We start from the raw sequence: 257 nt of genomic DNA on the forward strand, positions 1-257 counted from the left end.
CAAGAACACCGCCTGGGCCCACGGCAAGACCGTCACCTTCATGCCCAAGCCGCTGTTCGGCGACAACGGCTCGGGCATGCACGTCCACCTGTCGTTGTGGCAGGACGGCGAGCCGCTGTTCTACGACGAGTCCGGTTATGCCGGGCTGTCGGACACCGCACGCCACTGCATCGGCGGCATCCTGCATCACGCCCCGTCGCTGCTGGCGTTCACCAACCCCACCATCAACTCCTACAAGCGCCTGGTTCCCGGCTACG

1 pseudogene is annotated in these 257 nt (G+C 65.8%); it reads left to right on the forward strand.

Annotated features, from left to right (window positions below):
- A pseudogene (locus LI92_RS21630) lies at positions 1-257 on the forward strand (type I glutamate--ammonia ligase); the annotation flags it as partial.

This window comes from Mycobacterium sp. UM_Kg1, from assembly GCF_000972925.1.
GTDB lineage: Bacteria > Actinomycetota > Actinomycetes > Mycobacteriales > Mycobacteriaceae > Mycobacterium > Mycobacterium hiberniae.